Annotated in this window: 15 protein-coding genes and 1 pseudogene; 8 read left to right on the forward strand and 8 right to left on the reverse strand. The window is 73.2% G+C overall.

Annotation, left to right across the window (positions count from 1 at the left end; genetic code table 11):
• Positions 1-34 precede the first annotated feature (34 nt).
• The 4 genes from DN069_RS15265 to DN069_RS15280 form a co-directional block, all read right to left on the reverse strand.
• Positions 35-928, reverse strand: coding sequence for a DUF1254 domain-containing protein (locus tag DN069_RS15265; protein WP_165845506.1), 894 nt, complete (start codon positions 926-928; stop codon positions 35-37).
• 314 nt (positions 929-1,242) lie between these two features.
• Positions 1,243-2,469, reverse strand: a complete 1,227-nt coding sequence (gene fahA / locus DN069_RS15270) for a fumarylacetoacetase (protein WP_111501528.1) — start codon at positions 2,467-2,469, stop codon at positions 1,243-1,245.
• Between the two features lie 45 nt (positions 2,470-2,514).
• Positions 2,515-3,399, reverse strand: coding sequence for a hypothetical protein (locus DN069_RS15275; RefSeq protein WP_207892160.1), 885 nt, complete (start codon positions 3,397-3,399; stop codon positions 2,515-2,517).
• Positions 3,396-4,637 (reverse strand): homogentisate 1,2-dioxygenase, encoded by a 1,242-nt coding sequence (locus tag DN069_RS15280; RefSeq protein WP_111501529.1) that lies wholly within the window; start codon positions 4,635-4,637, stop codon positions 3,396-3,398. The genes DN069_RS15275 and DN069_RS15280 overlap by 4 nt, the downstream gene beginning before the upstream one ends.
• 171 nt (positions 4,638-4,808) lie before the next feature.
• On the opposite strand from DN069_RS15280, the gene DN069_RS42400 reads away from it, so the two are divergent.
• On the forward strand, positions 4,809-5,318 hold the full coding sequence (locus DN069_RS42400) for an Lrp/AsnC family transcriptional regulator (protein ID WP_111501530.1): 510 nt from the start codon (positions 4,809-4,811) through the stop codon (positions 5,316-5,318).
• 51 nt (positions 5,319-5,369) lie between these two features.
• Positions 5,370-6,026, forward strand: coding sequence for an MOSC domain-containing protein (locus DN069_RS15290; protein WP_111501531.1), 657 nt, complete (start codon positions 5,370-5,372; stop codon positions 6,024-6,026).
• Positions 6,027-6,307: 281 nt separating this feature from the next.
• Here the strand turns inward: DN069_RS15290 and DN069_RS15295 are convergent, their stop codons facing one another.
• The gene (locus DN069_RS15295; protein ID WP_111501532.1) at positions 6,308-8,341 is read right to left on the reverse strand and encodes a hypothetical protein; all 2,034 of its coding nucleotides are present in this window, start codon (positions 8,339-8,341) and stop codon (positions 6,308-6,310) included.
• Between the two features lie 326 nt (positions 8,342-8,667).
• Here DN069_RS15295 and DN069_RS15300 point away from each other — a divergent pair, with 326 nt between their 5' ends.
• On the forward strand, positions 8,668-9,609 hold the full coding sequence (locus DN069_RS15300; RefSeq protein ID WP_111501533.1) for a TIGR03619 family F420-dependent LLM class oxidoreductase: 942 nt from the start codon (positions 8,668-8,670) through the stop codon (positions 9,607-9,609).
• Between the two features lie 34 nt (positions 9,610-9,643).
• Here DN069_RS15300 and DN069_RS15305 read toward each other — a convergent pair whose 3' ends face one another.
• On the reverse strand, positions 9,644-9,943 hold the full coding sequence (locus tag DN069_RS15305; protein WP_111501534.1) for a hypothetical protein: 300 nt from the start codon (positions 9,941-9,943) through the stop codon (positions 9,644-9,646).
• Positions 9,944-9,998: 55 nt separating this feature from the next.
• Between DN069_RS15305 and DN069_RS15310 the strand changes: the two genes are divergently transcribed.
• From DN069_RS15310 to DN069_RS15320, 3 genes are all read left to right on the forward strand, one after another.
• Positions 9,999-10,487 (forward strand): GNAT family N-acetyltransferase, encoded by a 489-nt coding sequence (locus tag DN069_RS15310; RefSeq protein ID WP_243639255.1) that lies wholly within the window; start codon positions 9,999-10,001, stop codon positions 10,485-10,487.
• 106 nt (positions 10,488-10,593) lie between these two features.
• Positions 10,594-11,064, forward strand: a complete 471-nt coding sequence (locus tag DN069_RS15315) for a hypothetical protein (RefSeq protein ID WP_111501536.1) — start codon at positions 10,594-10,596, stop codon at positions 11,062-11,064.
• A gap of 35 nt (positions 11,065-11,099) precedes the next feature.
• Positions 11,100-11,279 carry a hypothetical protein gene (locus DN069_RS15320; protein WP_111501537.1) on the forward strand — a complete coding sequence of 60 codons (180 nt, stop codon included), beginning with the start codon at positions 11,100-11,102 and terminating at the stop codon, positions 11,277-11,279.
• A 6-nt stretch (positions 11,280-11,285) separates the two neighbouring features.
• Here DN069_RS15320 and DN069_RS15325 read toward each other — a convergent pair whose 3' ends face one another.
• Together DN069_RS15325 and dhaK are read right to left on the reverse strand one after the other, a co-directional pair.
• Entirely contained in the window at positions 11,286-12,206 is a 921-nt protein-coding gene (locus tag DN069_RS15325) for an NADP-dependent oxidoreductase (RefSeq protein WP_111501538.1), read from the reverse strand.
• A 132-nt stretch (positions 12,207-12,338) separates the two neighbouring features.
• The gene (gene dhaK / locus DN069_RS15330; protein WP_111501539.1) at positions 12,339-13,352 is read right to left on the reverse strand and encodes a dihydroxyacetone kinase subunit DhaK; all 1,014 of its coding nucleotides are present in this window, start codon (positions 13,350-13,352) and stop codon (positions 12,339-12,341) included.
• Between the two features lie 214 nt (positions 13,353-13,566).
• Here dhaK and DN069_RS15335 point away from each other — a divergent pair, with 214 nt between their 5' ends.
• Positions 13,567-13,962, forward strand: coding sequence for a PTS-dependent dihydroxyacetone kinase phosphotransferase subunit DhaM (locus DN069_RS15335; protein WP_111501545.1), 396 nt, complete (start codon positions 13,567-13,569; stop codon positions 13,960-13,962).
• Between the two features lie 161 nt (positions 13,963-14,123).
• Positions 14,124-14,906, forward strand: a pseudogene (locus DN069_RS15340) (acyl-CoA thioesterase); the annotation flags it as partial.
• Positions 14,907-15,144 lie beyond the last annotated feature (238 nt).

Here is a 15,144-nt window from a genome sequence, read left to right on the forward strand (position 1 = left end):
GACGACGGCCCGGACCGGCCACGTTGACGCTCCGTCAGAACCAGGCGTAGCCCGGGAGGGTGTGCAGGCCCAGGGACGCGCCGAGGGCGCGGGTGAGGTGGTCGGTGCCCAGCTCCTCGCGGGTGCCGACCAGCGCGGCCTCCGGCCGGTGCGCGGCACGGGCCTGGGCGAGGCGTTCCCGGCCGTCCGCGATGCCGTGCTCGATGGCCAGCTCGGCCCCCGCCGGGAGGTCTCCGGGCTCGAACTCGCCGGGTTTCACACCGATGCCGATGGCGGCGAGCCGCTCGCGCAGCACGGCCTCCATCGGCAGGACCGGGCAGAAGGCCAGCAGGAAGTCGAGGACGGCGAAGAACTCGATCGTGTCCAGGTACTCCTCGCGCCACACCGGCCAGGTCGGCTCCGGTGCGGCGTCGGGTCTGCCCCGGCCGAGGTAGTCGCTGAGCGGGCGCAGCCCGAAGCCGCCGCGGAACGCGGCGAAGACCGTCTCGGTGCCCGCCTCGACGGGCGCGGTGCGGCCGGTCAGCCCGACCAGCGAGGTGTCGGCGCGCTGCACGTCGGCGATCCCGTCCGGGACACGGCCTTGCCAGCCCGGCGCGCTGATCAGGTGGTGCCCCGCCTGCCCGCCGGTGGTGCGGGAGCCGACGAAACCCACGTAGCTGGTGTCCAGGTCGTGCACGGCGATGACGTAGGGGCGTTCGGTGCTCGGCACGCTCAGCACCCAGGGCTCCGCCCGCAGGTCCAGCCACGCCCACGCCGAAGGCGGGCCCTTCGGGCCCGCCGGCGCCTCACCGAACTGGAACGCGCCGAACCGCGCGTCCCCGTCGATGACCTGGTCGTACAGCACGTGGTAGTTCTGCAGCAGGGCGTAGCCCCAGATCCAGCCCTCCGCGGCGGTCCGGCGGATCTCCTCGACGGGCGGGAATGCCATGGCGCCCCTCTCCTCGACGGCCCCGCAAACGCGGACCTGAAACGAGGGTGCTGCACCCTCGCCCGAAGCGCTACCCGGGCGAGCCGCCCGGGGGGAAGTTGCAGCACGCCAAGGGGCGCGAGGCTCCACCAATCCGCGCCTCCGGCGCGCGGGCGCGACCTGGGTCGGGCAGGATCCAGCCCGGAAGTTGCAGCACACCAAGGGGCGCGAGGCTCCACCGATCCGCGCCTCCGGCGCGCGGGCGCGACCTGGGCCCCGAGCTGACAGGGCCATCCGCCTCGGGTGGGTTGCTCGCGCCCCCGGAGGTAGGGCAGCTAACTCCTGGCGGGCAGGACCCGGCCGGTCACCTCGCCGAAGCCGAGGCGGCGGCCGTTCGGGCCGGGGGCCGTGGCCGTGATGGTGACCTCGTCGCCGTCCTCCAGGAAGCCGCGGCTGGTGCCGTCACCGAGCTCGGTGGGGCGCTCGCCGTTCCAGGTGAGTTCGATCAGCGCGCCCTCGGTGCCGCGGTCCGGGCCGCTGACCGTGCCGGAGGCGTACAGGTCGCCGGGGCGGACGCTCGCGCCGTTGACGGTCATGTGCGCCAGCATCTGGGCCGGCGTCCAGTACATGCCCGCGAACGGCGGGCGCGAGATGACGGTGCCGTTGAGGCGGACCTCCAGGGCCAGGTCGAGGCCCCACGGCTCCTTGGCGTCGCGGTCGTCGAGGTACGGCAGCGGCTCGACGTCCCGGGCCGGCGGAGCCACCCGCGCCGCGGGCGCGAGGGCGTCCAGCGGGACCACCCACGGGGAGACCGACGTGGCGAAGGACTTCCCGAGGAACGGGCCGAGCGGCACGTACTCCCAGCCCTGGATGTCGCGCGCGGACCAGTCGTTGACGAGGCAGACGCCGAAGACGTGCTCGGCGAAGTCCGCCATCGGCACGGCCGTGCCCAGCTCCGAGCCGGCGCCCACCACGAAGCCGACCTCGGCTTCGATGTCGAGGCGGCGGCTCGGCCCGAAGCTGGGCACCGCCTCGGTCGGCGCCTTGCGCTGGCCGTTCGGGCGGACGATCGGCGTGCCGGAGACGACGACGGTGCCGGAGCGGCCGTGGTAACCGATGGGCAGGTGCTTCCAGTTGGGCGTCAGCGGCTCGCTGTCGGGGCGGAACAGGCGGCCCAGGTTGGTCGCGTGGTGCTCGGAGGCGTAGAAGTCGACGTAGTCGCCGACCGTGAACGGCAGGTGCAGGGCGACGTCGGCGCGCGGCACCAGGCACGGCTCGACCACGGCGCGGAACGCCGGCTCGCTCAGCCAGCGGGTGAGCGCGTCGCGGACGCGGGTCCACGCGGCGCGGCCGGCGGCCAGCAGCGGGTCGAGGCTCGCGGCCTCCAGCAGCGGGTCGGGCGAGCCCACGGCGCGGGCCGCGGCGCCCGCGTCGAGCACCCACGGGCCGATCGCGACGCCGAGCCGGCGCCGCTGCGGGTCGTCGGCGGTCGAGAAGACGCCGTAGGGCAGGTTGTCGATGCCGAAGAGGGTGTCCTCGGGCAGGTCCAGCCAGGTCGTCACAGGTGCTCCATCAACGTCGTTCGCGAGGTGCCGGGTGAGGGGGTTTCAGGCGGGCGGCAGCAGGCCGAGGTCGGTCAGGTCCTCCAGCGGCTCCAGCACGCTACAGGTGCCGTACGCGGTGAACGCCCGCCGTGCGCGCTCGACCTGTTCGTCCGTCAGATCCGCGGCCACCGCAGCGAGTCCCTCCGCGCCGTGGTCGGCCAGCACCTCGGCCACCGCGAGGGCGTCCGCGCCCTGTACGGCGAAGTGCGTGGCCAGCAGGATGTTGAGGAAGCCGTGGTGCATGAAGCCGGTGACCGGGTCGACGTAGCGGACGGCGTGGTGCAGGCCGGCCGTGCACTTGAAGGCCAACTCGCGGTTCGCACAGCCGGTGATGAGCGCGGCCAGCTCCTCTGCGCTCGGAAAGGCCTGCGGTTCGAGGCCACCCGTGCGGTACTTGACGCGGTAGGGCGAGGCGGCGACGACGTCGAGCGCCAGCGGCAGGCCCGCACTGCCCGCCTCCCGGCGCAACTCCACCGCGCCGTGGACGTGTTGGCCGGGCAGCTCGCGGTCCAGCGCGGCGCAGCCGCGGGCCGCGGCCTCGGCCGGGGAGCCCTCGGGGTCCGGGCCGAGCTCGACGCCGACCAGGTGCAGGCCGGGCCACTTGGTCGTCTCCTCCAGCGCGGCGGCCAGCCCGGAGGGGCCGCCGCGCACCACGAGCGCGACGTCGAGCGGTCGACCGGCGCCGCCGCTCTCCTCGGCGGCCGCGCCGACCTCGGCCACGCGCTCCGCGCCGACCAGGAAGGGTCCGACCAACGGCGCGTACCAGGCGGCCCGGTGGTTGCGGTGCGCGGGCACCGCCTCGGCCACCGGCGCGTTGCCGGGCGGGAAGAGCGCGGCGTCGTCACAGAAGTCGGCGAAGAGCGGCGGGACCAGGTGCGCGGGCCTCACTCGGAGTCCTCCTCGGTGCCCTCGGCGCCTTCGGCGGTCTCGGCCGGTCCGCGGCCGCTCCAGGTCCACGCGTAGCGGCCGTCGTCGGTGGCACGCGCGCCCTCGGCGAGCTCCAGCGGGCGGAAGGTGTCGACCATGACGGCGAGCTCGTCGAAGAACTCCGCGCCGATGCTGCGCTCGTAGGCGCCCGGCTGGGGGCCGTGGGTGTGGCCGCCGGGGTGCAGCGACACGCTGCCCTGGCCGATGCCTGAGCCCTTGCGGGCCTCGTAGTTGCCGCCGCAGTAGAACATGACCTCGTCGCTGTCGACGTTGGCGTGGTAGTACGGCACCGGGATCGACAGCGGGTGGTAGTCCACCTTGCGCGGCACGAAGTTGCAGATCACGAAGTTGTTGCCCTCGAACACCTGGTGCTGCGGCGGCGGTTGGTGCACCCGGCCGGTGATCGGCTCGTAGTTCTCGATGTTGAAGGCGTACGGGTAGAGGCAGCCGTCCCAGCCGACCACGTCGAAGGGGTGCGTGGGCGTCACCATGATGGTGCCGCCGACCGATCCGCCGACGCGGTGCTTGACGTAGACCTCGACGTCGCCGTCGTCCTCGGCCAGCAGCGGCCCGACGGGGCCGCGCAGGTCGCGCTCGCAGAACGGCGCGTGCTCCAGCAGCTGCCCGTACTTGGACAGGTAGCGCTTGGCGGGCGTGATGTGACTGTTCGCCTCGATGGCGTACAGGCGCAGCGGCACGTCGCCGGTCGGCAGCCAGCGGTGCGTGGTGGCGCGCGGGATGACGACGTAGTCGCCCTGGTGGACCTCGATGCTGCCGAAGACGGTCTCGACGACGCCCGTGCCGGACTCGACGTAGACGCACTCGTCCCCTATCCCGTTGCGGTACAGGGGGGACGGCAGTCCGGCGGCGACATAGGCGATCCGCACGTCGGCGTTGGCGAGCACGACACGCCGATCGCGCACCGGGTCGGCCTGGCGCCAGGACGCGCCGGGGAAGAGGTCGTGCAGCTTGAAGTGGAACGGCTTGAGCGGGTGGTTCGGCTCCGGCTTGCCGTCGTCGATCCGCCACACCCGGCTGTCCACCATCGCGGACGGGATGGCCCGGTGGTAGAGCAGCGAGGAGTCGGAGGAGAAGCCCTCCTCCCCCATCAGCTCCTCGTAGTACAGGGATCCGTCGGCAGCACGGTGCTGCGTGTGCCGCTTCGGCGGGACCGACCCCACACTGCGGTAGTAGGCCACTTCGTCGCCTCCCGGGCTGCTGTGCCGTTGGCACCCGGCCGCGGCGGCCCGGCACCCTGACAGGACCAGTATTGACGATCAGCAGTACAGGGCCTAGCTTCGCTCGCTGACAATGTCAGGCGCTCGAGGTGCGCAATCTGCCAAGCTTGGTCCCGGAGGAAAGGCGGCGAGATGGAAGCTCAGCGCAGAAAGCCCGACCAGCTCGACGTCCTGCTGATCCGCGCCCTGGCGGAGAATCCGCGCGCCGGATTCCTGGAGCTGTCCCGGCTGACGGGTGTCTCCCGGGCCACCGTCCAGGCCCGCATCCAGCGTCTGGAGGCGGACGGCGTCATCACCGGCCACGGTCCGGACGTGGATCTGGCCGCGGCCGGCTTCCCGGTGCTGGCCTTCGTGAACCTGGAGATCTCCCAGGGCAGCCTGCAGGAGCTCTCCGTCGAGCTGGCCAAGGTACCCGGCGTCCTGGAGGCCTACGGCACGACCGGCTCCAGCGACGTCCACTGCCGCGTCGCCGCCACCTCCCACGAAGGCCTGCAGCAGACCCTGATCGAGATCAGCCGCATCTCCTGTGTGGGCCGCTCCACCAGCGTCATCGCCCTCTCCAAGGTGGTCGCCCCCCGCTACCTGCCGCTCCTCGAGGCCGAGGACCGCCCCCGCCCGAGCCGCGTCCCGAACCGGGACTAGCTCCTGCCCGGCGGCATTATCGTCACTTCGACACCAAGGGGGCCGCACGGCATGCGCCTGCTCTCCGTCAACATCGGCAGGCCCCGGCCCAACCCGTGGAAGGGCCTGTTCGCGACGGGCATCGACAAGCGGCCCGTCGCCGGCCCGGTCGCGGTCAGCGCGCCCGGACCCAAGGGCGATGGCGAGGTCGGGCTCGCCGGCGACCGGGCCTACGACGTCAAGCACCACGGCGGCGTCGACCAGGCCGTCTACGCCTACGCCCGCGAGGACCTCGACGGCTGGCAGCCCGAGCTGGGCGGGCCGCTGCGCAACGGCGTCTTCGGGGAGAACCTCACCACGTCGGGCCTGGACGTCAACGGCGCCCTGATCGGTGAGCGGTGGCGGATCGGGCCGGACGTCGTACTGGAGGTCTCCTGCCCGCGCATCCCCTGCGTGACCTTCCAGGGCTGGCTGGAGCGGGACGGCTGGATCAAGCGCTTCACCCGTGCCGCACGACCCGGCGCCTACCTGCGCGTGCTCACGCCCGGCGAGATCCGGGCGGGCGACCCCATCGAGATCACGCACCGCCCCGACCACGACGTCACCGTCGCCCTCACCTTCCGCGCCCTGACCCTCGAACCGGAGCTCCTCCCCCGCCTCCTCGCCGCTGACGCCCTCCCCCTCGAGGCAATGGAACTGGCCCGCCGCCGCACCCACGGCACGGCGTAGCCCCGCCGTCAGACGGCTGCCCGCGCGCGGACGACGAGGAACGGCGGCAGCCTGGCCCGCTGCGGCTGATGGTCCGTCACGCGCGGGGTCGGCGCCGGCTCGGTGACGCCCTCCAGGGCGAAGCCGTGGCGGATCAGGGCGGTCAGGTAGCTGGACAGCGTCCGGTCAAAGCCCGGACGCTACCGGCGCGTTGCCCGACGCCTCCAGCGGTTTTCCGGCAGGGAAGACCGAGGAGGGGTGCGGGGCCCCGACGGCGCCGCACCCCTCCTCGGGGGATCAGGTCAGTCGTTCCACTTGGGGCGGAGGGTGACCGTCAGGATGGTGCGGTACTCGGCGGGCTGCGCGGCGCCGACCGTGTACGGGGAGGCGGCGTCGGTGCCGTAGGTCGCGCCGACGGAGGGGAGGGGCTTCGGGGTGGAGTAGCCCGCGAAGAGCATGGTGACCGAGCCGTCCGGGTTCTGGACGACCGTCGGGTCGTAGACGCGGCCGGAGTAGTAGCCGGAGATGTCCAGCGCGCCGCCGTTGGCGTCCAGGGTGTGGAGCGCGGAGAAGGAGTAGTCCGTGCCGATGAGCTTCTGCGGCGCGGACCAGTGGATGCCGTCCCGCGAGGACGCGTAGAAGATCTGGTTGAACGCGTCGCTGTCCCCGTCCGAGGCGTACGCGCCGGACAGGAAGAGGCCGAGGCTGCCGTCGCGGTTCTTCACGACGGTGCCGCGCGAGCCGGCCCAGCGCAGCGTGTCGTCGCTGTTGGAGGTCGGGTCGTTGAGGCCGTTGACCTGGCCGAGGTCGGTGAAGTGCAGGCCGTCCGTGGTGTAGGCGGCGCGGACCACGGTGTAGTCCTCGTTGTTGCCGAAGAGCGTCTTGGGCTTGTTCTTGCCCTCGCCGATCTTCGACAGCGTCGCGTACGGGGCGACGGCCGCGCCGGGCGCGCCCACATCGCTCCCCTTGGCCACGGCGCCGGTGCCGCCGGTGCAGCCGGTCAGGTCGGTCGCGTCCTCGCCGGTGCAGGTGACCTGCACGATGCCCGCGGCGGTGCCGAGGCTGACGGTGACCTGACCGTTCGTCAGTGGCAGCGCAGAGGTGCTGCCTACCGGCAGCGTCGCGGCCGGCAGCGTCACCGCGGCCGTGGTGGCGGTCGGGGTGAAGTAGTTGACGATCTTCTCGGTGTACAGCACGCCCACGCTGCCGCGCGGGGCGCCCGCGAGGTGCGGCACGGTGCTGATGATGCCGTCCGGGGAGACCAGGCCGGAGGTCTGGTCCGCGCCGGCCGGGATCACCGAGTCGGCGGTCACCGCGTCGCCCGCGTTGATCTGCACGCCGCCCGCGTCACGCGTGGTGCAGCCGGTGAACGCGGTCGCGGTCGCGTTGCCGTCGTTGCAGTCGACGATGTGGCCGTCGACCTTGAAGTGGCCCGGCTGCTCGAAGTTCGCGGTGTTGCCGACATTGACGGTGACCCCGGCGCCGCCCGGACCGGCCGGGACGGAGACCGCGGCGGTCGCGGCGGTGCTGCCGCCCTGGCCGACCGACTCCGCCGACGGCAGGCCCGCGAGCGGATTGTCGCCCTTCGGCGTGAGGTGGTGGACGATCAGGTTCACGCCCGGGTTGTCGCCGCTGGGACGGCTCAGCGTGTAGAGGTACTCGTGGCCGTGCACCGACAGGGTGAACGCGTGGCCCTGACCGTCGTCGTTGGTGTTGCCGTCCGGGCACAGGCCCTGGTTCTGCTCCAGCGCCTCGCCGGTGTACTTCCAGGTGCGGCCGTGGTCGTGCGAGACGGCCGAGACGACGGCCTCGTCGCCGTCCTTGGGACGGTAGTCGAACAGGCCGGTGAGGCTGCGGCCGTGGTCCGAGCTGGTCACGAACGGGAAGTAGTACGGCTGCATCGGCAGCGTGGTGTGCGCGGGCTGCCGCACCACCGCGCCGGTCTCCGGGGTCGGGCCGCCGCTCGCGCAGTAGCCGGTCAGCGGGCCGGGCGTGCCGGTGACGCCGCTCTGCGCCGGGTAGGCGCCGGACGCGGCGGGGTCCACGGCCAGGTTCGGGTAGGTCACGCCGCCGACGGTGATCGTGCCGGCGCCGCCGGAGGTGAAGGTCGGCAGGCTGCCGGCGTAGGACGGACCGGCCGTCAGGTCGCCCTGCGCCAGCGTCCAGGGGCCGCCCTGGACCTTGGCGACGACGGGCGTCCCCACGGTCCAGCCGGCGAGGACCCGGTGGTGCGCGGGCTGGGCGGCGGCGCCGGCAGGCTGGCCGACGAGCAGGGCGCCTGCGGTGAGGCAGACGACTCCGGTGGCGGCGACCGTCGCGGTACGACGACGTGACATGGGCGGTCCTTCCGGGAGCGAATCGGGGACGCGAGCGCTCGGAGCGCGAACGGCCGTGATCCTGACTCATCGGCGCGGCCCGGCGGGAGAGCTCCGATGGACTGTTCACGGAGCGTTCGACGGGCGTCCGCCGCAGTGTCGGCCACCTCCCAGGGACAGACCGGACACACCGGGGAAGGTCCGGACGAGCCGCGCGAACTGCCGTACGGGCGAGCGGGAATGAGACGCCGCCAACGCACCTTGTACAACCTTGTACAGCTTGTACGGACAAGCGGGCCGGTGGGCTTCGGGCCCCGCTCGCGATCGCGTTCCGGAGGGGATCGTTCATGGGTATACGTCTGGGCCTGAGCCTGCCGCAGTTCCGCCAGTACACGCCGGGCCGCGACGTGGCCGACGTGGCCCGCGCGGCGGAGGACATCGGCTTCGACAGCGTCTGGGTCTTCGAACGCCTGCTGTTCCCCGAGAACTCGGCCCAGGGTCTGTACGGCGTGCCCGGCCTGCCCTGGCCCGAGTTCTACCGCTCCGTCGCCGAGCCGCTGATGACACTGGCCACCGCCGGAGCCGTCACCGAGCGGGTCCGGCTGGGCAGCAGCGTGCTCATCGCACCGCTGCACGTGCCGTTCCAACTCGCCAAGCAGCTGGCCACGTTGGACGCGGGCACCGGCGGCCGGGTGCTCGCGGGCCTGGGCACCGGCTGGTCCCACGACGAGTACGCCGCCTCCGCCGTCGCCCCCTTCGCGGAGCGCGGCGCGCAGCTGGACGAGACGCTCGACGTCTTCGACGCGGTCTGGGGTCCGAACCCGGTCTCCTACCAGGGCAAGCGCACGGTCATCGCCGAGTCCGAGGTCGGCCCCAAGCCGGCCCGGCCGATCCCCGTCCTGCTCGCGGCCTCCAGCACTCGCGCCCTCGACCGCCTCGCCCGCCGCGCCGACGGCTGGCTCCCGGTCGGCGTCCCCTTCGACCGGATCACCTCCACGTGGGCCTCCATCCGCGAGGCCGCGGAGGGCCACGGCCGCGACGCGTCGGACATCGCCGCGATGGAGATGATCGGCCGCGCCAACATCGCCCTCCACCCGAGCCCGCTCCCGGAGGCGGGCCGCACCCAGTACACCGGCTCGCGCGAGCAGGTCGTCGCGGACGTGGTCGCGGCGGCCGAGGCCGGCATGCACGAGCTGCTGCTGGACCTCCAGGGGACCGCGCGGGACGCCAAGGAACTGATCGACCTCGGCGCGGAACTCCACGCGGCGGTCCGCGCGGCCGGCGTGTAGCGGCCGGCGTGGAGGCGCGGCGCCCGGCGCGGGCTCAGCCCCGTCCGGTCCGGGCGCGCTCGCGCTGGGCCATCGCGTCGATCTCGTCCTTGGCCTGCCGCAGGCTCGCGCCCGTCCGTTCGCGGTAGACCTTGATCGCCTGGATCTTCTTGCCCAGCCGGACCAACTCCAGTACCGGGTCGGCGTCCTGGGGCGAATCGAGGGGCGCGTCCGTCACCGCGAGCGGCAACGCCCCCAGCGCCCCCAGCGCCCCCAGCCTGGCCAGCACCAGGTCCAGCTTCTCCTCGATCGCCGCGAGGCGCTGCTCCACCGTCACGGTGTCCACGGGTTCCATGCGCCCGACTCTATGGCCTGCGCGAGGACGCCGTCGCGCCCTACGCTTGCCGGTCGTGATCGCTACCCGTTCCGACGGCCTGCGCCTGGACACCGACCGCGCCCTCATCGACGTCGACCGCGTGCACCACTGGCTGAGCACGGACGCCTTCTGGGCGCTCGGCCGCAGCCGCGACAAGGTCGCCAGGACGATCGAGAACTCGCTCGTCTTCGGGCTGTACGAGAGCGCCGAGCCCGTTGACGGGCACGGCGACGGGGACGGCGAGGAGCACGGTGCCGAGCCCGGCAAGGTGGGCGAGCAGCTCGCCTTCGCCCGGGTCGTCACCGACTACGCCACCTTCGGCTGGCTCTGCGACGTCTACGTCGCCCCCGAGGCGCGCGGGCGCGGCATCGGGACGTGGCTCGCCGCGGCCGTCGTCGCCGAGCTGGCCCCCTACGGCCTCAAGCGGCTGATGCTGGCGACCGTCGACGCCCACGAGGTGTACGCGCGTGCCGGCTTCCAGCCGCTCCCCGACCCGGGCCGGATCATGATCATCAGCGAGTGAGGGGGCCGCTGTACCCGGCCGGGCACCTGCTGGGACCCGGCACGGGAACCGGCTTCGGGGTCCCCGCCTGCGGGGGCCTCGGAACGGTCTGCCTAGACTCCTCGGCGTGACGAAGTTCTTCCTGATCCTGCACATCCTCGCCGCCATCGTGGCCATCGGCCCGGTCGCCGTGGCCGCCAGCATGTTCCCGCCGGTCGCGCGCAAGGCGCTGGCCGCCGGGCCGGACGGCCTGGAGGAGACCGCCACCCTCGGCGTGCTCAACCGGATCTGCAAGGTCTACGCCCTGGTCGGGCTCGCCGTGCCGCTGTTCGGCTTCGCGGCGGCCGGCGTCATGAAGGTCACCGGCCAGACCTGGGTGATCGTCTCGATCGTGCTGACGGCGATCGCCGCCGTCCTGCTCGCCGTCCTGGTCCTCCCCCGCCAGGCCGAGCTGCTCGCGGGCAAGGGCCCGCAGGGCCGCGAGGTGGGCGTCAAGGACACCAAGCAGCTGGCGATGTACACCGGCATCTTCAACCTGCTCTGGGCCGCCGTGACGGTCATCATGATCGTTCGCCCGGGCTCGACGCTGGGGCACTGAGGAATGGGCCGTCGGCGGCCCGTGTTGTGGCTGGCGTGAGCGACACCACTCCTGACCAGGCCGCACCCACCCCGCTGCTGCGGATGCTCCAGCTGCCGGGCCTCCCCGACGCCGACGGCGACGTACCGGTCTGCGGCCCCGACGGCTGCACCGTCCCCGCTCCCGCCGCGCAGCCCACGTCCGCGACGCCCGCCACGTCCGAGCAGGATTCCTGAGCAGGATCAGGGCACGGTCAGCACGATCTTTCCGCGGACCTTTCCCGTCCGGCTGAGCTCGACCGCCTGCTGCGCCTCCGCCAGCGGGAACTCCCGGTTCACGTGCACGCGCAGCGAACCCGCCTCCGCCAGCGCGTTGAGCTCGCGCAGGTCGCGGCCGGAGGGGTGCACCCAGACGTAGCGGCCACCGAGCGCCTTCACCGAACCGTCGACGACGGAGGCGATGCGCGCCGGGTTCTTCACCACCTCGGCGGAGACCGCGACCGCGTCACCGCCGAGGAAGTCCAGCGCCGCGTCCACGCCCTCGGGGGCCATCTCCCGTACGCGCTCCGCAAGGCCGTCCCCGCTCAGCACCGGCTCCGCGCCGAGCTCGCGCAGGAAGGGAAAGCTCTCCGTCCGCGAGGTCGTCCCGATCACCCGGGCCCCGCGCGACGCCGCGATCTGCGTCGCGAACCCGCCCACGCCGCCGCCCGCCGCGTGGATCAGCACCGTCCCGCCGCCCTCCACGTGCACCGCGCCCAGCGCCTGGTACGCCGTCAGCCCGGCGAGCGGGAGCCCGCCCGCCTCCGGCCAGCTCATCGCCTGCGACTTGGGCGCCAGCGAGCGCACCGGCACCGCCGTGTACTCGGCCCAGGTGCCGATGTGCGCGAAGTCCTGCCGGTTGTACGCGATCACCTCGTCGCCCACGGCGAACTCGCTCACCCCGACCCCGACCCGCTCCACCACTCCGGCGACGTCCCAGCCCATGGTGAGCGGGAAGTACGCGTACACCATCGGATCGAGCGCGCCCCCGGCGACGTGCCAGTCCACGGGGTTCAAGCCCGCGGCCCTGACCCGTACCAGCACCGAGTCCGGTCCGACCTTCGGCAGCGGCTGCTCGCTCAGCCTGGGCGTCTCGCCGTACGCGTCGATGGTGACGGCCTTCATCTGTGTCTCGCCTCCACGTCGCACCGCGCCTGCCCCGCCCTCGCGCACGATCCTCCCCCGCGCCGCCCGCCCGGGCACCCGCGACCGCCGCCGCACTGCGCCGTTCGGCGGAGCGCGCGACGACGGGCGGGCTCACAGCCCCCAGCGCAGCGCCGGCGCGTTCACCGGCGCGTCCCACAGCTCCAGCAGCTCGTCGTCCACCCGGCAGAGCGTGAACGACGCGCCCGCCATGTCCAGGCTGGTCACGTAGTTGCCGACCAGGCTGCGGGCGATGGTGACGCCTCGTCCGGTCAGCGCCCGGGAGACCTCGTTGAAGAGGATGTAGAGCTCCGACAGCGGGGTGGCGCCGAGCCCGTTCACCATCACGATCACGTCGGCGGGCTCCGCGTCATCCGCGAAGAGCGGCTCGGCCAGGATCGCGTCCAGAGCCAGCTCCGCGACCTCGCGCGCGGACGCGAGCTTCTGGCGTCGACGGCCCGGCTCGCCGTGGATGCCGACGCCGACCTCCATCTCGTCCTCGGGCAGCAGGAAGCCGGGCTTGCCGTTGGCCGGGGTGGTGCACCCCGTCAGCGCGACCGCGAACGAGCGCGCGTTCGCGTTCACCCGGCGCCCCAGGTCGGCGACCGCGGCGAGATCGGCGCCGCGCTCGGCGAGCGCGCCCGCCAACTTCTCGACCAGCAGCGTCGCACCGGTGCCGCGCCGTCCCGCCGTCCACGTCGAGTCCTGCACCGCGACGTCGTCGTCGACCAGCACCGTCTCGACCACGATGCCGGCCTCCTCGTCCGCCAGCTCCGCCGCCATCCGGAAGTTCAGCACGTCGCCGGTGTAGTTCTTCACGACGAACACCACGCCCGCACCGCCGTCCACGGCCTGCGCGGCGGCCACCATCTGCCCGGGCACCGGCGAGGTGAACACCTCGCCGGGGCAGGCCGCGTCCAGCATGCCGACGCCCACGAAGCCCGCGTGCAGCGGCTCGTGACCGGAACCGCCGCCGGAGATCAGCGCTACCTTGCCGGGCCGCGTCGGCGCCGTCCGGCGCACGAACGGGGCGGCTCCCGTGACCACCGTCAGCGTCGGATGCGCGGCCGCCAGCCCGGCGAGGCCGTCCGCGACGTAGGAGTCAGGGGTGTTGAGGAACTTCTTCACAACGTCAGCCCTCCCGTGCGTCGGCCCGCACGACCGAATCTGCATCTGTCACGCGCGCGTCCACGCTGGTGCTTCCACTTCGGCGAGCCGCGAATCTAGCATCGCGGACATGACCGAGAGCAGTAACGCGCCCACCGATCGTGTCCGCGTCGCGTCGGCGACGGAAGAGGGCGTGCCGCACGCGCCGGGCGCGGACCAGCCGCAGCACCCAGGGATGGTCGGCCTCGTCCTCGTCTCCCACAGCGCCCGTCTGGCCACCGGGCTGCGCGAACTGCTGGAGCCGCTGGGCGGCGGACTGGTCCCGCTCGCCACAGCCGGCGGGTCGGAGGACGGCACGCCGGACGGCGGGCTGGGCACCAGCTACGCGCGGATCGAGGCCGCGATCGCCGCCGCGGACGCCGGCGCGGGCGTGCTGATCCTGCCGGACCTGGGCAGCTCCGTGCTCACCGCCCGCCTGGTCCTCACCGACCTCGGTCGCGAGGACGTGCTGCTCGTCGACGCGCCATTCGTCGAGGGCGGCGTGGCCGCGGTCGTCGCCGCCTCCACCGGCGCCACGCTCACCGACGTCGCCGCGGCGGCCCGCGAGGCGCGCACCATCCCGAAGTTCTGAGCGGCCGGCGGCAGGGGTGAGGCGGGGCCCGCGCGTTTGCCGGGACGCCCTGGGAGAATGCAACCGGTGGCAGATTCGCAATTCGCATGACAACGCACGACACGACGCATCCGGCAGAGCGCTTTGCGCCTCGCCGCGCGCGACAGGAGAGTGAGCGCTCCGTGGGCAGTCCCGTCGACCAACTGGTGGACCTGCTGGATCTGGAACAGATCGAGGTCAACATCTTCCGCGGACGCAGCCCCGAGGAGTCGCTCCAGCGCGTCTTCGGCGGGCAGGTCGCCGGCCAGGCCCTGATCGCGGCGAGCCGCACCGTCGCCCCGGACCGGCCGGTGCACTCGCTCCACGCCTACTTCCTGCGCCCGGGCACGCCCGGCGTCCCGATCGTCTACCAGGTGGACCGGATCCGCGACGGCCGCTCCTTCACCACGCGCCGTGTGCTCGGCGTCCAGCAGGGCCGGACGATCTTCGCGCTGACCGCCGACTTCCACCTGCCGGAGGAGTCGCCGTTCGAGCACCAGATCGCCATGCCCGACGTCCCGGCGCCGGAGCAGTTGCCGACCGCGCTGGAGGAGGTCGGCTCCGTCCTCGGCGAACTGCCGCCGTTCATCAGCCGCCGCCAGCCCTTCGACCTGCGCTACGTCGACCGCCTGCGCTGGACGGAGGAGGAGCTCAAGGGCGTCGAACCGCGCAGCGCGGTCTGGCTGCGCACCAACGGCACCCTCCCGGACGACCCGCTGATCCACACCTGCGCCGTCACGTACGCGAGCGACATGACGCTGCTCGACTCGGTCCGCGTCCCGGTGGAGCCGCTGTGGGGCAAGCGGCACTTCGACATGGCGTCCCTGGACCACGCGATGTGGTTCCACCGCCCGTTCCGCGCCGACGAATGGCTGCTCTACCAGCAGGAGTCCCCGGTCGCGGTCGGCGCGCGAGGCCTCGCGCGCCGACCGCGACCGGGGACTCCTGCTGGCAGAGCAGCCCTCCCTCGGCGCGGAACGGGCGTTGGACCCACCTCGCGCGGTCCCGGGCCGCCCTGTCGAAGTGCCGCTGCCCCCACAGCGGCTCCGCCTGCACGCGGCCCGCGTCGCGCAGCGACATGCCGTTCGCGTCCGTTGCGGCTCCGGCGCGGCTCCGCGGCTCCGCCGGGCAGGCTGCGGCCGTGGCTCGCCAGTCTCCCCCGCT

Source organism: Streptacidiphilus pinicola (genome assembly GCF_003258295.1).
Lineage (GTDB): Bacteria > Actinomycetota > Actinomycetes > Streptomycetales > Streptomycetaceae > Streptacidiphilus > Streptacidiphilus pinicola.